General features: G+C 66.2%; 16 protein-coding genes and 1 pseudogene. 6 read left to right on the plus strand and 11 right to left on the minus strand.

Features of this window, described 5'->3' with window-relative positions; translation table 11 throughout:
• The first annotated feature begins 19 nt into the window (after positions 1-19).
• Positions 20-1,522, plus strand: coding sequence for a SulP family inorganic anion transporter (locus AB0I10_RS17955; protein WP_363153425.1), 1,503 nt, complete (start codon positions 20-22; stop codon positions 1,520-1,522).
• A 163-nt stretch (positions 1,523-1,685) separates the two neighbouring features.
• On the plus strand, positions 1,686-2,507 hold the full coding sequence (locus tag AB0I10_RS17960) for a DUF817 domain-containing protein (RefSeq protein WP_363153426.1): 822 nt from the start codon (positions 1,686-1,688) through the stop codon (positions 2,505-2,507).
• A 67-nt stretch (positions 2,508-2,574) separates the two neighbouring features.
• On the opposite strand, the pseudogene AB0I10_RS17965 reads toward AB0I10_RS17960, so the two are convergent.
• Positions 2,575-2,670, minus strand: a pseudogene (locus AB0I10_RS17965) (LysR family transcriptional regulator); the annotation flags it as partial.
• Positions 2,671-3,115: 445 nt separating this feature from the next.
• On the opposite strand from AB0I10_RS17965, the gene AB0I10_RS17970 reads away from it, so the two are divergent.
• Entirely contained in the window at positions 3,116-4,744 is a 1,629-nt protein-coding gene (locus AB0I10_RS17970) for an allantoin permease (RefSeq protein WP_363153457.1), read from the plus strand.
• Positions 4,745-4,815: 71 nt separating this feature from the next.
• On the opposite strand, the gene AB0I10_RS17975 is transcribed toward AB0I10_RS17970, so the two are convergent.
• Positions 4,816-5,139: a putative quinol monooxygenase gene (locus AB0I10_RS17975; RefSeq protein ID WP_363153427.1), complete on the minus strand. Its 324-nt coding sequence runs from the start codon at positions 5,137-5,139 to the stop codon at positions 4,816-4,818.
• Positions 5,140-5,239: 100 nt separating this feature from the next.
• Here AB0I10_RS17975 and AB0I10_RS17980 point away from each other — a divergent pair, with 100 nt between their 5' ends.
• The 3 genes from AB0I10_RS17980 (at position 5,240) to AB0I10_RS17990 (ending at position 8,798) form a co-directional block, all read left to right on the plus strand.
• A complete protein-coding gene (locus AB0I10_RS17980) occupies positions 5,240-5,743 on the plus strand; it encodes a metallophosphoesterase (protein WP_363153428.1) in 504 nt (167 codons plus the stop codon).
• Positions 5,744-6,756: 1,013 nt separating this feature from the next.
• Positions 6,757-7,896, plus strand: coding sequence for a hypothetical protein (locus AB0I10_RS17985; RefSeq protein WP_363153429.1), 1,140 nt, complete (start codon positions 6,757-6,759; stop codon positions 7,894-7,896).
• A gap of 5 nt (positions 7,897-7,901) precedes the next feature.
• On the plus strand, positions 7,902-8,798 hold the full coding sequence (locus AB0I10_RS17990; RefSeq protein ID WP_363153430.1) for a terpene synthase family protein: 897 nt from the start codon (positions 7,902-7,904) through the stop codon (positions 8,796-8,798).
• A gap of 550 nt (positions 8,799-9,348) precedes the next feature.
• On the opposite strand, the gene AB0I10_RS17995 is transcribed toward AB0I10_RS17990, so the two are convergent.
• The 9 genes from AB0I10_RS17995 to AB0I10_RS18035 all read right to left on the minus strand — a co-directional run bounded on the left by AB0I10_RS17995 (position 9,349) and on the right by AB0I10_RS18035 (position 18,840).
• Positions 9,349-10,737, minus strand: a complete 1,389-nt coding sequence (locus AB0I10_RS17995; protein WP_363153431.1) for a cytochrome P450 — start codon at positions 10,735-10,737, stop codon at positions 9,349-9,351.
• Positions 10,738-10,814: 77 nt separating this feature from the next.
• Positions 10,815-11,438 carry an ATP/GTP-binding protein gene (locus AB0I10_RS18000; protein WP_363153432.1) on the minus strand — a complete coding sequence of 208 codons (624 nt, stop codon included), beginning with the start codon at positions 11,436-11,438 and terminating at the stop codon, positions 10,815-10,817.
• Entirely contained in the window at positions 11,419-11,793 is a 375-nt protein-coding gene (locus AB0I10_RS18005; protein WP_363153433.1) for a DUF742 domain-containing protein, read from the minus strand. The genes AB0I10_RS18000 and AB0I10_RS18005 overlap by 20 nt, the downstream gene beginning before the upstream one ends.
• The gene (locus tag AB0I10_RS18010; RefSeq protein WP_363153458.1) at positions 11,790-12,197 is read right to left on the minus strand and encodes a roadblock/LC7 domain-containing protein; all 408 of its coding nucleotides are present in this window, start codon (positions 12,195-12,197) and stop codon (positions 11,790-11,792) included. The genes AB0I10_RS18005 and AB0I10_RS18010 overlap by 4 nt, the downstream gene beginning before the upstream one ends.
• Positions 12,198-12,230: 33 nt before the next feature.
• A complete protein-coding gene (locus AB0I10_RS18015) occupies positions 12,231-13,613 on the minus strand; it encodes an ATP-binding protein (RefSeq protein ID WP_363153459.1) in 1,383 nt (460 codons plus the stop codon).
• A gap of 721 nt (positions 13,614-14,334) precedes the next feature.
• A complete protein-coding gene (locus AB0I10_RS18020; protein WP_363153460.1) occupies positions 14,335-15,396 on the minus strand; it encodes a PP2C family protein-serine/threonine phosphatase in 1,062 nt (353 codons plus the stop codon).
• Positions 15,397-15,722: 326 nt separating this feature from the next.
• A complete protein-coding gene (locus tag AB0I10_RS18025) occupies positions 15,723-16,481 on the minus strand; it encodes an IclR family transcriptional regulator C-terminal domain-containing protein (protein ID WP_363153434.1) in 759 nt (252 codons plus the stop codon).
• Between the two features lie 332 nt (positions 16,482-16,813).
• Entirely contained in the window at positions 16,814-17,158 is a 345-nt protein-coding gene (locus tag AB0I10_RS18030) for a hypothetical protein (RefSeq protein WP_363153435.1), read from the minus strand.
• Positions 17,159-17,400: 242 nt separating this feature from the next.
• Positions 17,401-18,840, minus strand: a complete 1,440-nt coding sequence (locus AB0I10_RS18035) for a serine/threonine-protein kinase (protein WP_363153436.1) — start codon at positions 18,838-18,840, stop codon at positions 17,401-17,403.
• Positions 18,841-19,269 lie beyond the last annotated feature (429 nt).

The raw sequence follows: 19,269 nt of genomic DNA on the forward strand, positions 1-19,269 counted from the left end.
CCCGAGCAGAAACGGTTGCATGTCGTCACCGCTGTCCGCGGCCTCCGGGCTGCGCATGTCCAAGCCCGACTGGCTTGCCTCTCCCAAGGTCTTCCGTACCGAGGTACTGGCCGGCCTGGTGGTCGCCCTGGCGCTGATCCCCGAGGCCATCTCGTTCTCGATCATCGCCGGGGTCGATCCCAAGATCGGCTTGTTCGCGTCCTGCACGATGGCCGTGGTCATCTCGATCGTGGGTGGCCGCAAGGCCATGATCTCGGCTGCAACCGGCGCGATCGCCCTGGTCATCGCGCCGCTCAACCACAAGTACGGGCTCAGTTATCTGATCGCCGCGGTGATTCTCGGCGGCGTCTTCCAGATCATCCTCGGCTCGCTCGGCGTGGCGAAGCTGATGCGGTTCGTACCACGCAGCGTGATGGTCGGCTTCGTCAACGCCCTGGCCATCTTGGTCTTCATGGCCCAGGTCCCGGAGATGGCGAACGTGCCCTGGCCGGTCTACCCGCTGATCATCGGCGGCCTGGCCCTGCTGGTCTTCCTCCCGAAGATCACCAAGGTGATCCCGGCCCCGCTGGTCTCCATCGTGGTTCTGACCGTCATCACCGTGGCGGCCGGGATCGCCGTCCCGACGGTCGGCGACAAGGGCAAGCTGCCCTCCTCCCTGCCGGTCCCGGGCCTGCCCGATGTGCCCTTCACCCTGGACACGCTGACCACCATCGCCCCGTATGCGCTCGCCCTCGCGCTGGTGGGCCTGATGGAGTCGCTGATGACCGCCAAGCTGGTCGACGACATCACCGACACCCACTCCGACAAGACCCGGGAGTCGATCGGGCAGGGTGTCGCCAACATCGTCACCGGATTCTTCGGCGGCATGGGCGGCTGCGCCATGATCGGCCAGACGATGATCAACGTACGGGTCTCCGGCGCCCGCACCCGCCTGTCCACGTTCCTGGCCGGGGCCTTCCTGATGGTGCTGTGCATCGTCTTCGGCCCGGTCGTCTCCGACATCCCGATGGCCGCACTGGTCGCCGTCATGGTCATGGTGTCGGTGGCCACCTTCGACTGGCACTCCATCCAGCCGAAGACGCTGAAGCGGATGCCGCTGGGCGAGACCGCCGTCATGGTCATCACCGTGACCGTCGTGGTCGCCACCCACAACCTCGCCATCGGCGTCGTCGTCGGCTCCCTGACCGCGATGGTCATCTTCGCGAAGCGCGTCGCGCACCTGGTCCAGGTCTCCGGTGTCGTCGACCCGGACGGCAGCCAGGTCGTCTACGCGGTCACCGGCGAGCTGTTCTTCGCGTCCTCCAACGACCTCGTCGCCCGGTTCAACTACAAGGACGACCCGGACGACGTGGTCGTCGACCTGTCCGACGCCCACATCTGGGACGCCTCCTCCGTGGCCGCACTGGACGCCATACAGACCAAGTACAAGCAGCGCGGCAAGAAGGTCACCGTCATCGGCCTGAACCAGCCCAGCGCCGCGATGCACGACAAGCTCGCCGGGCAGCTCACCGCGGGTCACTGAGGTCCTCGCGGCTACGCCGAGGACCGTGCCGCCGAGACCACGGCGCTCGACGAGCGCGAGGCCATCAAGCATCCGCGCCCGCTCATCCACGCGCCACGCGCCACCGGCCCGGCGCCGGGCGGCCCTCTGGAACCACAGCAGCCCCAGCCACGTCTCTGCCGTCATGTCCGCGATCGTGGCCCCCGTACAGCAGCTCCTGCTCTTCACCCGCCTCCAGGCACGCAGCTGCGCCTTCGCCATCGCGCTGCTGTCGGGAGTCGCGCTGTCGACGTTGGCGCCGGAGTTGCCGGTGGCCAGGTACGACCTGCTGCTCGTCTACGGACTGCTGCTCACGCTGGCGTTCCGACTGCGCGGGTGGGAGTCCGGGCGGGACGTCGCGGTCATCGCCGTGTGCCACGCGACCGGGCTGGCCTTCGAGCTGGTGAAGGTCTCGCTCGGCTCCTGGACCTATCCGGAGCCCGCGGTGCTCAAATTCGCCGGCGTGCCGCTGTACGGGGGATTCCTCTACGCCGCGGTGGGCAGCTATGTCTGCCGCGCCTGGAAGCTGCTGGACCTGGAGCTCATCCGCTACCGTCCCCGGTCCACCGCGGCAGTGGCCGCCGCCATCTACGTGAACTTCTTCAGCCACCACTGGCTGCCCGACGTGCGCTGGCCCCTCGCAGCGCTGCTCATCGTGGTCACCGCCGGTACGTCGGTGAGGTTCAGCGTGGGGAAGGCGCGCTACCGCATGCCGCTGGCGCTCTCCTTCGCGCTGATCGGATTCTTCCTGTGGCTGGCCGAGAACATCGCCACCTACCTGGGCGCCTGGCGCTACCCGTACCAACTCGACGGGTGGCAACCGGTCGCCCCGGACAAGTTCGGCGCCTGGGCGCTCCTGATCAGCGTCACCTTCGTGATCGTGGCGGCGACCCGACGGCGGCCCGACGGCGACGCACGGGGGAGTGTGTCGCCGTCCGGCAGTTCAGCGCCCGGCCGTGACCGCTGATTCGCGGCCGTCGCGCGTCGGGTCAGCCGCGCAGTGGACGATCGCGGCGGCACCGTGGGGGCGGGAAGGAGAGCTGGTGTCCGGCCGGCACGACGAGGCGCAGCCGCTGCCGGTGGACCCGACGGGTGGTCACATCGGGCTCGTCCGGCGGCGGTGAGGCGAGGGGCCGGAACCGCCCCGTCTGATGCCTGATCAGCCCGCCCATCCCAGGACCGGGCTGCCCCCCTGAAGATGCTGAGCCTGTCACCGGACCGTCGGGCCTCCACGGGAGCCGCTGCTCTCCCGGTGCCGAGCGGAAGGACCGACGGCCGCTCAACACCCCGGTGAGATCCAGGAAATGCCCCGTTCACGTGGCGAGAGCGGCCGCGAAATACGCCATGCCTAGCGTTTCAGCTCTCTCAAGCCGCCCGCTCCCGGACCCTCCCGAGCGGGCAGCCGTTCCCTCCCCTCCTGTCGACGGCGCCAAGCGGGGGTACGTACGACACGTGGCAGCCCGGCCCGGTCGTACGGCACAGCACCAAGCCCGATCGGAACCCAGGAGGCGTGCCGTGAGCGTTCAACCACCGTCGGCAGTGGAATCGGCAGTGGACGATGTCCGGGACGCGCCGGTGCTCGAAGAGCAGTCCGGTGCCGACCAGGCGGCCAAGGAGACCCTGGAGGACTACACCCTCCGTTTCGCGCCCCGCAGTTACCGGCGCTGGACGCCCATGGTGGTGGCGACCACCGCTCTCGGCGGCATCGCGTACATGGCCGACTTCTCGATCGGGGCCGGGATCGGACTCACCCACGGCACCGGCAACGCGCTCGCGGCGATCGCGGTTGCGGCAGCCGTCATCTTCATCACCGGCTTCCCGCTCGCCTACTACGGCGCCCGCTACAACATCGACCTGGACCTGATCACCCGCGGCTCCGGGTTCGGCTACTACGGTTCGGTCCTGACCAGCGTCATCTTCGCCAGCTTCACCTTCATCTTCTTCGCCCTGGAAGGCTCGATCATGGCGCAGGGCCTGAAGCTGGGGCTCGGGCTGCCGCTGTGGCTGGGGTATCTGGTCTCCACCCTGATGGTGATCCCGCTGGTGATCTACGGGATGAAAGCACTCAGCAAGCTCCAGGTGTGGACCACCCCGATCTGGCTGCTTCTGATGGTGGGCCCCCTGCTGTATCTGGTCATCACCGACCCGGGCACGGTGCACCGCTTCCTGTCGTACGCCGGGAGTGACGGCGACGGCGGGATCAACACCGCCTCGGTGCTGCTGGGCGCGGGCGTGTGCCTGTCGCTGATCGCCCAGATCGGCGAGCAGATCGACTATCTGCGGTTCATGCCGCCCAAGACCCGTGAGAACCGGCGCAGTTGGTGGACGGCCGTGGTCATGGCCGGCCCCGGCTGGGTCGTGCTCGGCGCGCTGAAGCAGGCCATCGGGGTGTTCCTGGCGGTATACATCCTCGCCGAGGTGGGGCCTGCGGCGGCCACCGAACCCATCCAGCAGTTCCGGGGGGCCTTCGACGCGATGCTTCCCTCCTGGCTGGTGATCCCGCTGGCCGTGGTCCTGGTCGTGATCAGCCAGATCAAGATCAACGTGACCAACGCCTACTCGGGCTCGCTCGCGTGGACCAACTCCGTCACCCGGATCACCAAGCACTATCCGGGCCGCATGGTCTTCGTCCTGGTCAACCTGGTGATCGCGCTGACGCTGATGGAGGCCGACATGTTCAGCGTCCTCAACAGCATCCTCGGGTTCTACTCCAACTGCGCCATCGCCTGGGTCGTCACCGTCGCCACCGACATCATCGTCAACAAGTACCTGCTCAAACTCTCCCCGCAGGCACCCGAGTTCCGCCGGGGCATGCTCTATGCCGTCAACCCGGTGGGCGTGGTGGCTTTCACCGCCGCCTCCGGTCTGTCGATCGCCATGTACTTCAACGCCCTCGGCGACTCCCTCCAGCCGTACTCACCGGTCGCCGCGGCCCTGATCGCCTCTGTCCTTACGCCGCTCATGGCGGTGCTGACCAAGGGCCGTTACTACCTGCGCCGCGCCGACGACGGCATCGCGGAACCGCTGCTCGACCCGGACGGCAACCCCAGCCCCACCACGTACGCGTGCCATGTCTGCCGCCAGAGCTTCGAGCGTCCGGACCTGGCCGCCTGCCGAACCCACGACGCGATGGTCTGCTCCCTGTGCCTGAGCACCGACAAGACCGGCGACCATCTCCTCCCGCCGGCGCCCGCCATCCCGTAGGGCTCCGGTTGCCCTGCTGCACTGCAGCAGGGCAACCGGCCTTCCGGCAGTCGTCGTTCAGTCGTCGTTCGTCAGTCGATCGTGAGCTCGCCCATCGCGCTCCAGCCGTTTGCACCCTCGATCGTGGTGCTGACGATGTCGGGCGTACGGCGCAGCAGCGGGCGCATCTGCTTCATGGCCGCGCGGAAGTGGTCGGAGTTCACATGCGCCTCGGCCGCGTCATCCTGGAACGCCTCGACCAGCACATAGGTGTCCGGGTCCTCAAGGCTGCGTGACCACTCGTACCACAGGTTGCCCGGCTCGGCCCGGGTGGCGCTGGTGAACTCGCTGACCAGTGCCGGCCACTCGTCGACGTATTCAGGCTTCACCGGAAACTTCACAACAATAAAGATCATTCGCCGACTCTAAGGCAATTGCCTTATCTCCCGCATCTTGCAGCCGAGACGGCGCCCGGCTTGGGAAGGCGACTCGGGCAAGCCCGGCTACTGTCGCCTCGTGCGACTGCTGCTCATCTCCGACACCCACCTGCCCAAGCGCGCCAAGACGCTACCGACGCAGCTGCTGGACGAAGTGGCGCGCGCCGACATCGTCGTGCACGCAGGGGACTGGGTCGACGCTGCCACCCTGGACCTGTTGCAGGCGCGTGCCCGGCGCCTGATCGGGGTGTACGGCAACAACGACGGCCTCGAGCTGCGGGCGCGGCTGCCGGAGGTGGCGTACGCGGAACTGGAGGGGCTGCGGCTCGGCGTGGTGCACGAGACCGGCGCTGCGCAGGGACGCGAGCGCCGATGCGCCGACCGGTTCCCGGAGCTGGATGTGCTGGTGTTCGGGCACAGTCACATCCCCTGGGACTCGACGGCGGACGACCGGCTGCGCCTCCTGAACCCTGGCTCACCGACCGACCGCCGACGACAGCCGTACTGCACGTACATGACGGCGGAGGTGTCGGCGGGCCGACTGACCGAGGTGGAACTTCATCGGCTGCTGCGCCGGGGGTGAAGGTGGTGGGGGTTCTACAGCCTCCGAGAGTCGCTGTCGGCCTGCCAGAATCTTGGCACTCGGATGTGTGTGTCGACGGTTCGCCAATCGAGTCTTCCGCCGCCTTTCGGATCGCTGTGTGCCAAACCGAGTGCTCGTGGAGGCTGTTCCGGACGAGCTGAGTACTCTGGCCGCACAAAAATCGGCACTCGGTCTGACCCAAGCACTGATCGAAGACTGCGGCGCGGCTGGCGGCCCCGGCCGACTAGCGGGAGCGTCAGATTTATTCCTGTCGAACGAATACTCGGCCAACTTCGACGTGATGCACGCTGCTGTCTGCACGCCAACTGGAGGGCCCGCGAGGAGATGGACCGTTTGGGGTTCGGTAAGGCTTGGGGGGCGTTACCGCATACGCTCACCAGGGATTCGACCTCGATCGAATCGTTTACTTCGGCCTCGACCTGGCGTTTCCCGGCAGGCGGACGAGCGGCTGCGCGCGGTCGGACTGTTTCCCGAGGTCGTCGTGGGCGACGGCTGCGAGGGCTATCCGGACAACGCTGCACCGAGCGGTACGGCGCTGTTGCCGTCGCTCTCGAACTCCGCGTAGGGGCCTGTGTCCAGGCAGTCGCCGACAAGCGCGACGGTGCGCGGCCGGTGTGGTTCTGCGGCCTGACCGACCGGTCATGGGCCTGCGTGAAATCAGGTCCCCACTGAGCTGTGCGGGACCGCTCCTGCCCCACTGGGCAACGCCATGCACATGAAGCAGGCATGGGCGCGTGTCGCTGACGGGCAATGATTCACGAGGAGCTCTGTACGCCCGTGCCACGTTGCGTAATTCTTGCTCTGATGGACGAAGTGGCTGGAACATGCAGCTTATGTACGCAGGCAAGTCCGCCAGATGCTCTACCGGGTCCCTGAGGAGCACTGCCGTGTCACCAATTGCGACTTTACTGCAGAAACTAGGCATACTATCTCGTGAGCGGCCCCATCTGCCCTCGTCCGTAGGTGACCCTTCGCGTTTCAAACTGGGGGTGGTGGGTCATGATCTCGCACGCGCTCCAGGGGCTGGGATTCGAGATCACCTTTTCCCGGTCGTCCTTGTATCGCCTTACGAGGACGCTGTCAAAGGAGCCCTTGACTTCCTTGGCTTTCGCGATGGCAACAGAGGTATCCCCTCCGCATGGCTTGCTTTGGACCCCTTCTTCGACGACATCATCGTTTGCGGGAAGGCGCGTGGACTGCTACACCAGCGCTTCGACACGGATATCGGATTCGACTTGGGAGACGAAGCTTTCTCGGCGATGATTTCCCTGACGCTCCTTCCGCCCGCCACAGGCACACAAGTCAGCAGTATGGTTGGGTCTCTTGCCCGCCAAGTGGAATCCGCGCGATGGTGGCATAGGTTCCGGTTCTTCCCCGGTGTCCGCGAGTTCGCCGCAGACACTGATTGCACTGCCATCGCGACCGGTGCCTTATATGAACACGGCTTGATCTCGAAGCGCCAGTTGCTCCTCGGCGCCCAAGAAATCCTGCAGTCGGCCGCACCGTCGGGAAAGCACGCTGAGGCCGGCCCCGCTGACAACGACAGAGCGGTTCCGGACGTTTTCACGGTTTACTGGGACGATGGATCCGAACCTGACGCACCGCCACGCGGCCGCAAACACGACGCCGTCGCCTGTGCCAACGCCCTTTACACCGTTCACCTGGCCAAGGGACATGTCGGCAGCAGCGTGGATGCCACCCTGCAGTACATCAGCGATCACTTAACCTCCCGGCTCTACCTGGCCGGCACTCGCTACTACCCCTCGCCAGAGGCATTCCTCCACGCCGCATCAAGGCTCTGCACACGATGCGCGATATGTGCGCGCAAGCTCGTCGATCCCCTACGCCGAGCACTCGCTGACCTTGAGACCATGCCCCACGCCGAGCGAGAAGGTCAGGATTCAGGACCGCTGGGTCTGGCGCTTCGCATCATCACGGCTGACCACCTCGGGGTCCGAGCGGACCAACGGGAAGGGCATGAGCGTCTGGTCTCTTGGCAGCAGCCGGACGGATCATGGCCCGCCCAGGCCTACTACCGTATGGGGCGCTTCCCTCTCTACTTCGGATCTCCCCATCTCACCACCTTCTTCGCTCTCCGGGCCCTGCGAAAATCACGAGGACGGGAACGATAACGACCATGGTCTCCACACATCTTGAGCCGTACAGCGGACACTTCATCGACCAACGGCACCGTGAACTCACTGAGGAACTGCTTGCCTGGTCCCTTCGCCTCTGTTCATGTCGGCGCGGCGCTTCCTGGCACGCCCGGACGGCCTTCCTTGCGGCCACCTTTGAGGTCCACTGCGCGCCGGCCGACGCGGCCTTCTGGGAGAGTCTGCTGTGCGGAAAGTACTGCACTTACTTCTTCATCGTTGATGACGCTCCGAGAGAAGAAGTCACGGACCTCGCTGACCGGCTTCGAACCGGTCGGCCAGCAGCTTCCAGCGAGCTGGGAGCCGTGCACCGTAAGCTGCTGGACGACTTCCGTGCAGGGGGCTTGAGCGCTGCTCGTCTCGAAACCGAGATTGCGGAGTTCTGCTCTGCTGTCTCCACCGAGGGACTCCACGACGTCCACACGATGACCTGGGAGCAATTTCATGCCCTACGGAGGGCCACGGTGGGCACTCACCCCTATATCACCTGCTGGAGAATTCTCCGCGGGCTATTGGACGCCGAGCATATTGCAGAATCAGAGGTACTCGTAGACCTTGCGGTTGAGGCGGCCTACCTCACCAACGACCTTGCTTCCCTCACGAAAGAGCTGCATGCCGACGAAGACGGCGCGTACGCGACATCCAACTGGGTGCGCTTTCATGCACGATCCTCAAACGACCTGAACGAAGCGGTCCATGCTGCCGTCACGCGGTACAACCACATCGTCGAAACATTCAGGCAGGCAGGGCATAAACAACTCGTACGTCTCCTGTCCTCCTTCGCGGATGGAAACCTCAGTAGCTACTTCTGCTTGACTGCCACCCGCTACCCCGATGCGGAAGAGACCCTGCATGGGCTCCTTCGCATCACACAAGAATAACAACTGCCCACGGAATGTAGGACGTTCGACGGTGAAACCCCTCCGCCTATGAGGTTTGGGTGCCCCCGAGGGACGGTGTTTCCGTCAGCCCGGTCGCGGGTCTCACAGTTCAGGCTTCGCACGGAACCGGCGTCATCGGGAGATGGTTGGGATATGGCATGGCTGCTGTGACCTCCCGGACCGTGTGAGGGGAACCGATGCCGTTGGCCGACAAGTTTGCTGCGCAGCTCTTCGGATCAGGGATTAAGGAGACCGTTCACCCACCAACGACGGAAGGTGGCGCAGCTGAGGGGAGGGAGAGGCGATCGGTGAAACCATCAGGCCGTGCTCCACTGGCGATCCCCCGGTTCTATGAGCGTCCATGGCACACTTGGCTTAGCTGCCGAGGGGAACCGGCGATGCCCAGATCTTTAACGCGCACCATTCATCGTCCGGAATTTGTCAAAAGCGTCAAGAGGCGCATGCCGGGGCGCTGATGCGTGCATCAGTGCCCCGGCATGCGCCTCTTACGGTTCCGAGAGGCATTCAATATGCGCCCCCGATAACAGAGCTATTTTCCTGGCAGCCACCTCTTCAACGCGTCCCACCAGGACGAACGCGACCTGGGTGCGCCGACAGGAAGAGCTGACGCGGGAGTCCCCTCTGCGGCGTTCGGGCCGCCGGCGGTGGAACCATGGAGGGCATGCTTGCTGTGCACACCGTTCCCCGGTGTACCGGCTGATGCGGGGAGCCTCCCATGGGGACTCGTGGTGAACTTCACTGGGAGCGCGGTCAGATGGCGGGCGATCCAATGGGACACCCACTTCAGGTCGCTCTCGGGAACGGCCAGGTCGATATCAGGCAACCGCATCAGCAGGACGTCGATTCCTGTGTCGACAATGGCCCGACTGATGTCCTGGCCGGGGCACTCGTGCGGACCGCCGGTGAAGGCAAGGTGGGAGCGGTTGCCGTGCATGGGTACCGAGAGATCGGGGCGGATGACAGGATCGGCGTTCCCGGCGGCCAGACCGAGCAGCAGCATGTCCCCGGCCTTGATGGACTGACCGGCGAGTTCCGTGTCGCCGGTGGCCCACCTGGCGGGCGCCACTGCGGTCGGCGGCTCGTCCCACAGCATTTGTTCCAGTGCGTCGGGCAGGGTCATGCTGCCGCCCGTGAGCGACGCCCGGAAGCGGGGATCGGTGAGCATCATGCGCAAGGTGTTCGCGGTCAAATTGGTGGTGTTCTCGTTCGCAGCGATAGCGACGAGCCGCAGATGCTGCAGGACTTCCTCGTCTGTGAGCTTGGCTGGGTGAGCCATCAGCCACGATGTGAAATCGTGACCAGGGGTTGCTCGTTTGTGGGCAACGAGCTGCTCCAGAGTCTCCACGAGGTATTCGTTGCTCTTGAAAGCTGTCTCCGAGCCCTTGAGTAGGTCTCGGGTGGCCTCGACCAACCCCGGACCGGACTCTTCGGGCATTCCGAAGAGCTGCGTCATGATGCGCAAGGGCAGTTGTTCCGCGAACTGGCTAACGAGGTCGGCCTGTCCATCACCGGCGAAGTCATCGATTAGCTGATTGGCGGATCGGGTGACGCAGCGGCGGATCCCACGGCGGTCGAATCGCGCCATGCTCTCGGTGAGCGCGGTGCGAAGCCTCTCATGCTCTTTGCCATCCATGAAGATGCAGACGGGCTGCCAGGCGAGGGCTGGCATTAGCGGTGAGTCCTCTGCGACCTTGTTTTCCTTGAAGCAATGCCAGATGCGCGAGTCGTGGCAGAACCGGGAGGGCGTACGCAGTACTTCGAGATTCTCTCGATAGCCGAGGACCAGCCAGGCGGGCAGGTCACCGTCCACCAGGACAGGCGCCACGGCTCCGTGCTCGGCGCGCAGTCGTTCGTAAAAGCCTGGCGCATCGTTAACTGCCTCGGGCCCGAAGAGTCGTGCTACTCCGTCACCGTTCACAGAACGGGCGTGAGCCGGACACTCCGGAGGCGGCACAGGTGCAGACTCGGTGCGGGCCTGGTCGGGGGAAGAGGCGGTCACTGGTGCTCCGTGGTCGTGGTGGTGAGGGAATGCAGGTAACGCACGAGCGTGAGTAGGGCATCGCGGCTGGATGCGCGGCTGCGGGCGTCGCAGTCGATGATGCGTACGGAATCGGGGAGGTCCATGGCCTTCCGGAGTTCCTCCACCGGGTAGTGGGGGGCGTCCGGGAAGGCGTTGATGGCGACGATGAAGGGGACGCCGCGTTCCTCAAGCCGGCCCATCACATCGAAGCCCTCTTCCAGCCGCCGGGTGTCGATCAGGACGACCGCGCCCAGCGCGCCTTCGAAGAGGCCGTTCCACAGGAACCAGAAACGCTGCTGGCCCGGGGTGCCGAACAGATACAGCACCAATTCGTCACTGAGGCTGATCCGGCCGAAGTCCATCGCCACGGTGGTCTCGGTCTTGCGCTCGACTCCGGCGATGTCGTCCACCCCGACACCGGCCTGCGTCATGGTCTCCTCGGTGGTCAGCGGCCGGATCTCACTGACCGATCCGACCAGGGTGGTTTTCCCGACCCCGAAACCACCGACGATCACTACCTTGACGGCTGTGGAAACCGACGCCGGCAGGGTGTCCTCGCTCCGGGGACCGACGACGGGCTCAGAGATTTTGCAGTCCATGCATCACCGCCTCCAAAAGTTCGACATCGGGCAACGACGCGGTAGGGATCGGTGCCCGGGCTTCGATATGGCCGCTCTCCAGCAGTTCCGCGAGCAGTACCGTGATCACGCTTACCGGCAGGTGGACGTATGCGGAGATCTCGGCGACGGACAACGGGTAGTCGCATATGCGGAGAATGGCGGCTTGTTCGGGCTGCATGCTCGAACTGGCCTCGTTCCGGGTCACGATCAGAGTGACCATGTCCAGGGGGGCCTTTTGTTCGGCGGGCAGGTTCCGGCCGGACGTAAGGACGTAGAGCCGTTCGGGACCGCCTTCTTCCCAGCCCCGGTGCTGTTCCTGTTTCGGGTCGCTCATGGCACCTGCCGGTCGGCCCGCGGCGGGCTGGTGAGGTGCTGACCGATCCGGGCGACCAGGTCCCGCATGCGCTGTCCCATGAGCCCGGCATCCACGTCGTCGTCGGCCAGCACCGCCAGATACGCTCCGGCGCCGGCCGCCATCAAATAGAAGAAGCCGCCGTTGACTTCGATGACAACGAGCTTCATCCGCCCGTCGCCGTGCGGGAATTCCGCGGCGATGGCCGCCGACAGGCTTTGCAGTCCGGCACAGGCGGCGGCGAGGCGATCCGCGGTGTCCTCGTCCGTACCGAACTGGGCCATACACAAACCGTCTGAGGACAGCACCACGACATCACGGGTCTGCGGAACGCTGGACGCCAGGCCCTCAAGCATCCAGTTGATATTGAGCCGCTGCTGTGTCACCACTTACTTACTCATCCTTACTTAATGACTCAGTTACTGCTCGGACTCTTTGTCGCCCAGGTCATGGGGACGATGCGCCGGAGACTCAACTTGGGGCTCGCCGGAGACACCCTCCTGGAAGGCGGCCAGCCACATCCCGGCCTGCGGGGGCGGCGGAGCGGCCGACACCGAGGATTTGGAGTCAGTGGCGGTGGAGACGGCAGGCCTCGGCCGCATGGGGGGACCCACGGCGCGCGTACGGCGCCTGCGCTGGGGGAGCCCGTTGGCGCTGCGCGGAGCGGCGGCGGCCACCGGCTCCTCGGCGGTCACTTCGGGGTGGCGCATCGGGCCGCGCCTGTGCCTGGGCGGCGGTAGGACGGCGGCCTTGGCCAGCGCTCCGCCGGGCACCGGAGTCGCGGTGATGAGGTCCGGCGGGACGATCAGGACGACGCGTACGCCACCGTACGCGGACGGACGGAGGGAGACTTTGAAGTTGTGCGTGTGGGAAAGCCGGCCGACCACCGCCAGGCCGAGCCGCGGTGACTCACCCAGGTCGTCGAGGTCCAGTCCGCTGGAGGAGTTCTGCGCCAGAGCCCGCTCGGCGCGGCTGAGGGCTTCATCGGTCAGGCCGATCCCGGCGTCCTCCATCTCGATGGCCACGCCAGACTGGATCTCGGTCGCGGTCAGATGGACACGCGTCTGCGGCGGTGAATAGCGAGTGGCGTTGTCCAACAGCTCGGACAGGGCGTGGATCAGCGGTTCGACCCCGCGTCCGAGAATGCCGACCTCGGCCACTGAGTGCAGATCGACGCGCTGGTAGTCGAGGATCCGGGACATGGCACCGCGCAGCACATTGAACAGCGGTACGGTCTTCTGCCACTGGCGGCCCGGCCGGGCCCCACCGAGTACGGCGATGCTGTCCGCGAGCCGGCCGACAAGTGCGGTCCGGTGATCGACACGCAGCAAGTCGCCGAAGACTTCCGGGTCCTGACCGTGCCGATCCTCCATCTCCCGCAGTTCCTGAGCTTGTTGATGGACGATGGCCTGGACGCGTCGGGCGATGTTGACGAAGGCTCGCTGGGCGGAGTCACGCAGATCTTCCTCGGCCTCCACGGCCTGGAGAACGTAGCGCAGCACTGCCATGTGCGCGGCTTCGAACTCGGGGCTGACGCGGGACACATGGACGATGTTCTGCAGCACATCCTCGGTCGGGGTGCCTTGCTGCAGTTGGGCCATGGCCGCGGGCAGCGTCTCCTTGGCCATCCGCACCGTTTCGGCTTCCTGCTCGGCCAGGTGCTGATGCAGGACCGCCTCTCGCTCGGCGCACTGCCTCCGCAGTTCGTCGATCGCACGTCTCCGCTGTGCTGCCTTCCCGGCTGCGACGGCCACTGCCGCCGTCGCGATGACGCCGATCCAGGCGACCTGGGCGCGGCCCATTGAGGGCGTCAACGACACGGCTACGGCCGTACACACGGCCAGAAGTACGGGTGGCAACAGCCACATTGGGGCGGAGGCGGGCCCCGACCCTCCGGGTGACGAACCAGCACGAACCATCGGCATCCTCAGAGCACTAATGGAAGGGAAAGCGCGACATACATGGCGTATATGGGCACCAGGGGAAGGGCCGCGTGAACAAGCTCGACGACCGTCGGGTCGCGCTCACCAATTGCTTGGCCGCAGCGCATTCCGGGGCGGCGTTCCGCACGCATGGAGCCGGGTCCCAGGACGCCCGAGCCCTCGTGCGATCGGCGGCACCACGACAGCCAGTGGCGACGTGCGGTAATCGCCGCAACTCGCTGCGCGACAGCGAGCATAGCGGGGTCAGAGTGATCCTGTGACCTAAGTGCGTATAACACATGAATGCACTCATGTGCGAAATGAGGAGAATCGTTTAGCCCTCGGTATTCAGCAGAATTGCGAATTGGGTGATCCGCTGCACCGATAGCAGAAAGGTGCCGTTGACCTGGAAGGATGCGAGTGCCGACGTCCTATCCGTTGGAGAAGTCAGGGCAGATTTGCGGTGGTTGAGTGTGCAGGTCGGATCGTCGGCTGTCGTCCGTGATCGCTGACGGGAAGAGGCTGATCGGGCATGCTGTCTCGCCGAGGGCGGCCGGCGTGCGGCGTGCGGAAACCGGCCGGGGCGCTGCGCCCCTCCGCCTCAGTTGCTGTCACAACGAACGTCTACCGCGGCTTCGTTGGTGCGCTTCGGCGGGGAGGCAAGGCGGCTGCCGGCCGAGGCCTGGTGGTCGGCGGCGGACGTCGAGTTGGCGACGGCCGGTTTCCGGAGCAGAAGCAGCGCCGCATCGTCGTGGAGCCGACCGCCCACGTGCGCCAGCAGTTCGTCGTGCAGCGCGGCAAGGGTATGGGACGGCTCGTCCGACACATGCCGTGCCACCCGATCGACGAGGGGGTAGAACTCGCGACTGTGGTTGCGGGCCTCGGTGACCCCGTCGGTGTAGAGAAGCAGCTGGTCTCCGTCGGTGAAAGGCAGCACCTGGAGGCTCGGGAGCTCACCGGTGAGGGCGCCCAGCCCGAGAGGCGGAGCCGGACGGGTCGGCTCGACGGCCATGACGTCGGATGCGCGAACCAGCAGCGGAGGAGCGTGTCCGCAGTTGACCACCTCCATACGCCCGTCCTGGGGGTACCCGGCGACCACGGCGGTCACGAAGTCGTCGGGACCGAGGTTGCGTGCCAGGCTCCGCTCGATCCTGGCGACGACCTCCAGGAGGTCCGGCTCGTCATAGGCGGCCTCACGGAAGACACCGAGCACGAGAGCAGCGGTCCCCACCGCCGGCAGCCCCTTGCCGCGCACATCACCAACGATCAACCTGACCCCGTACGGGGTGGGCACCAGCGCGTAGAGGTCCCCGCCGATCCGGGCCTCTGCCGCGGCGGCGCTGTAGCGGACAGCCACCTGGAACTGGCCGACGGTGGCGGGCACGGGCTTGAGCAGGGCGTGCTGGGCGGCCTCGGCGACCGAGCGGACGGCGGCCAGCACCCGTTCGCGGCGTCCGCGCAGCACGCTGGCCAGGCTGCTCGCCAGTGTGACGGCGACGAGTGCGGACAGCACGATGGCCAGTTCACGGCCCGGTGCACCGCCGCGGATGCCGAGCACGGCGCCCAGCGCCACGGCGAGGACGCCGATACGAAGTACTCCCCACGGCCTGCTGGTGGCTGCGGCCAGCGCAGGCCCGACGGCGAGCAGCGGCAGCCAGTGCATCCCGGCTCCGGTGACGAGGGCGAGGAGCGCCACGGCCGCGACGATCAGTGCGGGCACCCCGGCGGCCAGGTGGGCTGCGGTGTGTGGCCGGTCCTGCGGCGCCGTCCTTGAAGCCGGGGCCGGATCCGGACGGTCGGCCGCTCGGGCCTGCGCCCCCGGGCAGGCCGCCCGCATCATGGGCCTCCAGGCCCGTCGATGGTCACGCTGAGTTCCCGGGGTATGACTCATTGTCCTCGTCCGCAACTCCGCGCTCCGTTCCCGTATGCCTCAATGTCCGCTTTGTCTAGGAAACAGGTGTGCGTGAGCGACCCACAAGGTCCGGGATTTCAGATAGTGAGCGAAAGGCCCCTGGTCACGCGACTCGCCGCCGGGAGAAGCCGAGCTCGGATCTGGTCGATGCGCGAGAGCTGGTCCGCCCGCAGCGAGACACCGAGCGAGCCGAGCGCGTTCCCGCTGTACACGGGCACCGCGACGCATACCGTTCCGAGCGCGTACTCCTCCAGATCCAGGACGGCGGGGGCGGCGGGCGACGATTCGAGTCGTCGGAGCAGCTCGGAACGGTGGGTGATGGTGCGGGGGGTGAGATCGGCGAGATGGTGCCGGGAGAGATAGTCGTTCCGCGAGTCGTCGTCCAGCTCGCGTAGGACGCACTTGCCCAGCGCCGTGGCATGCCCGGCATCCTCGAATCCGACCCAGAGATCGACCCGAGGTGCCCGGGGACCGTCAACGATATCGGCGACCCGGATCTCGCCCTCCTCGTAGAAGGTCAGGTAAGCGGCGGCCGACAGATCGTCCCGCAGGGCGGCGAGCGCGGGACGGATACGGGTGAGCAGTGCCTGCCCGCGGCTTCCGACGTGCAGTGTGTGCAGCTTGTCCCCGATGACGAACCCGCCATCGTCCAGTTTCCGTAGGTAGCCGTCGTGGACCAGCGTCCGCAGCAGGTGATAGGTGGTGGCCAGGGGCAGCCCTGCCTCGCGTGCCAGCTGCTTCGCCGGGGCACCGCCCTCGTGTGCCCCCACGGCCTCCATCAAACGGAAGGCTCGCTGCACAGACGTGATCAGCGTAGGGCCGTCCTGAGCACCCACACCACAAGCTTGCGCCTGGTGCACCGAGCTAGCAAGGTCCCTCAGCGGGAAGCCCTTCGCCTGGCCCGCTCCGACCCGGGTCGCCACGCTTCCGGAGCCGTCGTCGTCGTGGCCCTGCGCAGTGCCCGTCAGAGGGTCGCCGTCACCGCCAGGGTGTCAGCGCCAGGGTGTCAGCGCGTCGAAAACCGGCGTGAGCCACGAGACCGGCAGCTGCGGGCGTTGCCGCTCACCGGCAACCGTGCCCGTGCCCGCTGCGTCGTGAGGCCCGCGACTTTCTGCATGATCTGATCACGGACCTCACCGACGTACATGACGCGCTGGACCGATTTCGGTCAGAGGCGGCGCACTCGCGCAGCTATCCCATGGCCGAGCAGAAGGTAAATCACCGCGGGTAGGCCGTAATTGAGGAAAACTCGCAGACTTTCGACGTCCATGGTGAAGATGTCCTGGGACCAGCCGGCGAGCCAGTCGGCCATGCCGTGCACAAAGCCGACGAAGACATTTCCCTGGTTGGCCTCCAGCAGGTACAGCAGGATCCACAGGCCCAGGAAGGCTGCGGCGATGTCCGCGATCGTGTGGATGACCAAGGCTGTCCGGTTTGCTCCGGAGCCGTCCCGGCTGCGCGCGCGGTTGTCCCGATTGGGGTCATAGGGACTGTAGGTGTCGTTTACGGGCATGGGTTCATGGGGGCTGTTCATGCCCCCTTGCTTGCCCCGCCCGAGTGTGTGAAACCTCTTTCAAACATGCGATTTCATATCGGTTTCCGGATCCAATCCCGCACTCGATCTTGCAGCGGATTCCGGTGTCCGAATTCCATGTGGATTCCGTACTTGGGTCGGAACTGAACGCCGAACTCCCACAAGCCGGTTCAGTATCTGGTCCTTCACTCGCGCGTCACAAACCCTGGGGACTGCTCGGCTCAACGGCGAGTGGGCAGGCGGTCGGAGAGTTGACTCAGCAGCTGTTCCGTCCGTGCATCGCCGGCCCATCGACCCTGTGAACGGGCTTCGGCGAGCCGTCTGTTCAGCTCACGCACTTTGTCGGCGGCGACTTTCACCTTGCCTTCGCTGAGTTTGCAGGTGAGTTGGGCGATGCGGTGTTGGACGTCGCGGGCCAGCCTGGGGTCCATGGTGGACACCTGGGTGGTGATCCTCCGGGCCAGGGCGGCCATCAGCGCGGAGGGGCTGACCCGACGGGATACGGGAGGGGCGGGACCGGAAGCCGGAGTTGTGCTTGCGGTCACCGCCGTCGCTGCTGGCGTCGCCGCCACGGACGTCGCCGACGGGGACGGAGCCTGCGACGGAGACGAGGGAGCGGCGGGCTTTCGCGAGGGGGAAGGGGCCGGTGCCGGTGATAGCGCTCGACGCGCTTCGCCGGCGGGCTCGATGGCGGAACCGCCCCAGGCGAGAGCGAAGCTGCCGGCGAAGACAGCGGTGGCCAGGACTCCGAAGGCGGTCTGTAGTTGCCGACGCTGTCGCGCTGGACGCGGAGGACGACTCATCCGGGCTGCCGGAGGCTTCGACCAGGTGCTGGTGATGTCGTCACTGAGTGGTGCGGACAGCAGTGCGGCGGTGCGGGTGGCGTCAGCGGGACGTTCTGCCGGATCTTTGGCCAGCAGGGCGTGGACGACTCTCTCCAGGGAGCGAGGGACGTCCGGGCGTATTCGGTGCAGCGGCTCCGGTTGCTGGTAGACGTGCTGGAACAGCAGCTCCACGGGGTTGTCGGCCCGGAACGGCGGCCGCCCGGCGAGGGCTTCGTACAACGCGCAGCCGAGTGCGTAGAGGTCGCAGGACGCTGTCCCCCTCCGGCCCATCGCTCGCTCCGGCGCGGTGTAGGAGGCGGTGCCGACGAAGTCCCCGGTGGTGGTCAGCGCGGTGGAGTTGCCGCCGGCCAGGACGGCGATGCCGAAGTCGGCGACCTTGACGGTTCCGTCATGGCTGATGAGCAGGTTGGCGGGTTTGATATCGCGGTGGATCACGCCGCAGCCATGGGCGGCGGCCAGCGCGTGAGCCGCTTGGGCACCGATCATGGCGACCCGCTCGGGTGGCAGCCGCCCGGCCTCGCGCAGTATCTGTGCGAGGCTGCGGCCTTCGACCAGCTCCATGACCAAGAACAAGCGTCCGTCGGTGGCCTCGTCGACGTCGAAGACCGCGACGATGCCCGGATGGGAGAGCCGCGCTGCGGCACGGGCTTCGCAGACGAGCCGCTCGCGTGTTGTGGTGTCCGCGGGCCGGTGCACCACTTTGACGGCCACGGCACGCCCAAGGGCCTCATCGCGCGCCTGCCAGACCTGCCCCATGCCTCCGCTGCCCAGCGGCGTTGTGAGCCGGTATCGATCAGCCAGCAGTTCGCCGCGCACCTTTATCCACGCCTTTCGCAGTCCACAGTTGGGCGAACGCCAGTGCCGTAGCGGGGCGTCGTAGAACGCGACAGGACGCCGAGAGATCGAGCGGATCGGCCGCCTGCTCGGAAATCAATCCTGCTGAGTCAAGGGGGAGTTGTCGAAGGAGACTAGCACTCGGAGATCCTCGCCGGCACAAGAGCTTCTGGCAGGCGGACGCTGCATCTCCCGACAGGCACCGAACAAATGGGGATAGGTGCAGTTCCTGGGAACCTTTCGGAGGTCGCCGACACCGTCCGGTGAGTGGCTCTCGCGGGTGGTCGTGGCGGGCCGGGCCGGATCGGTCGTGATTCTGCACGCCTCGTCTCTTTACTTCTGTTTACTTCTGCGTTTACTTCTGCGGCTTCCGGGGTCAGATCCCAGGTGCGTAACCGATCTGACCGGGAT

This window comes from Streptomyces sp. NPDC050636 (genome assembly GCF_040654775.1).
Taxonomy (GTDB): Bacteria; Actinomycetota; Actinomycetes; order Streptomycetales; family Streptomycetaceae; genus Streptomyces.

Coding starts and splice junctions, on each gene's coding strand:
- AB0I10_RS17955 (WP_363153425.1), top strand. CDS start 20: ATGTCGTCACCGCTGTCCGCGGCCTCCGGGCTGCGCATGTCCAAGCCC.
- AB0I10_RS17960 (WP_363153426.1), top strand. CDS start 1,686: ATGTCCGCGATCGTGGCCCCCGTACAGCAGCTCCTGCTCTTCACCCGC.
- AB0I10_RS17975 (WP_363153427.1), bottom strand. CDS start 5,139: ATGATCTTTATTGTTGTGAAGTTTCCGGTGAAGCCTGAATACGTCGAC.
- AB0I10_RS17990 (WP_363153430.1), top strand. CDS start 7,902: ATGGTCTCCACACATCTTGAGCCGTACAGCGGACACTTCATCGACCAA.
- AB0I10_RS18000 (WP_363153432.1), bottom strand. CDS start 11,438: ATGGACTGCAAAATCTCTGAGCCCGTCGTCGGTCCCCGGAGCGAGGAC.
- AB0I10_RS18005 (WP_363153433.1), bottom strand. CDS start 11,793: ATGAGCGACCCGAAACAGGAACAGCACCGGGGCTGGGAAGAAGGCGGT.
- AB0I10_RS18015 (WP_363153459.1), bottom strand. CDS start 13,613: ATGGGCCGCGCCCAGGTCGCCTGGATCGGCGTCATCGCGACGGCGGCA.
- AB0I10_RS18020 (WP_363153460.1), bottom strand. CDS start 15,396: ATGCACTGGCTGCCGCTGCTCGCCGTCGGGCCTGCGCTGGCCGCAGCC.
- AB0I10_RS18030 (WP_363153435.1), bottom strand. CDS start 17,158: ATGCCCGTAAACGACACCTACAGTCCCTATGACCCCAATCGGGACAAC.